At 65.1% G+C, this 241-nt stretch carries 1 pseudogene; it reads left to right on the top strand.

Annotated features, from left to right (window positions below):
- A pseudogene (locus RB628_RS42195) lies at nt 1-241 on the top strand (hypothetical protein); the annotation flags it as partial.

Below are 241 nucleotides of genomic sequence, written 5' to 3'. Positions count from 1 at the left end.
CCATCCAGGCCACCGGTGTCGCGATGAACATCCCGGCCCGGGGCCAGATCGTGGCACTGGCGACCGCCTTGCAGGAGAGTGGGCTGCGGAACCTGACCTACGGTGACCGCGACAGCCTCGGGTTGTTCCAGCAGCGTCCATTGCAGGGATGGGGTACCGCGAACGAGATCCTCGACCCTGTGTACACCTCGACGAAGTTCTACGAGGCGCTGGAGAAGGTCTCGGGCTGGCAGTCCCTGTC

It is taken from the genome of Streptomyces sp. ADMS, from assembly GCF_033441795.1.
In the GTDB taxonomy this organism is placed as follows: Bacteria; Actinomycetota; Actinomycetes; order Streptomycetales; family Streptomycetaceae; genus Streptomyces.
Note: the sequence above shows the minus strand (reverse complement) of the source record. Positions and strands in the feature narration are given on the sequence as shown.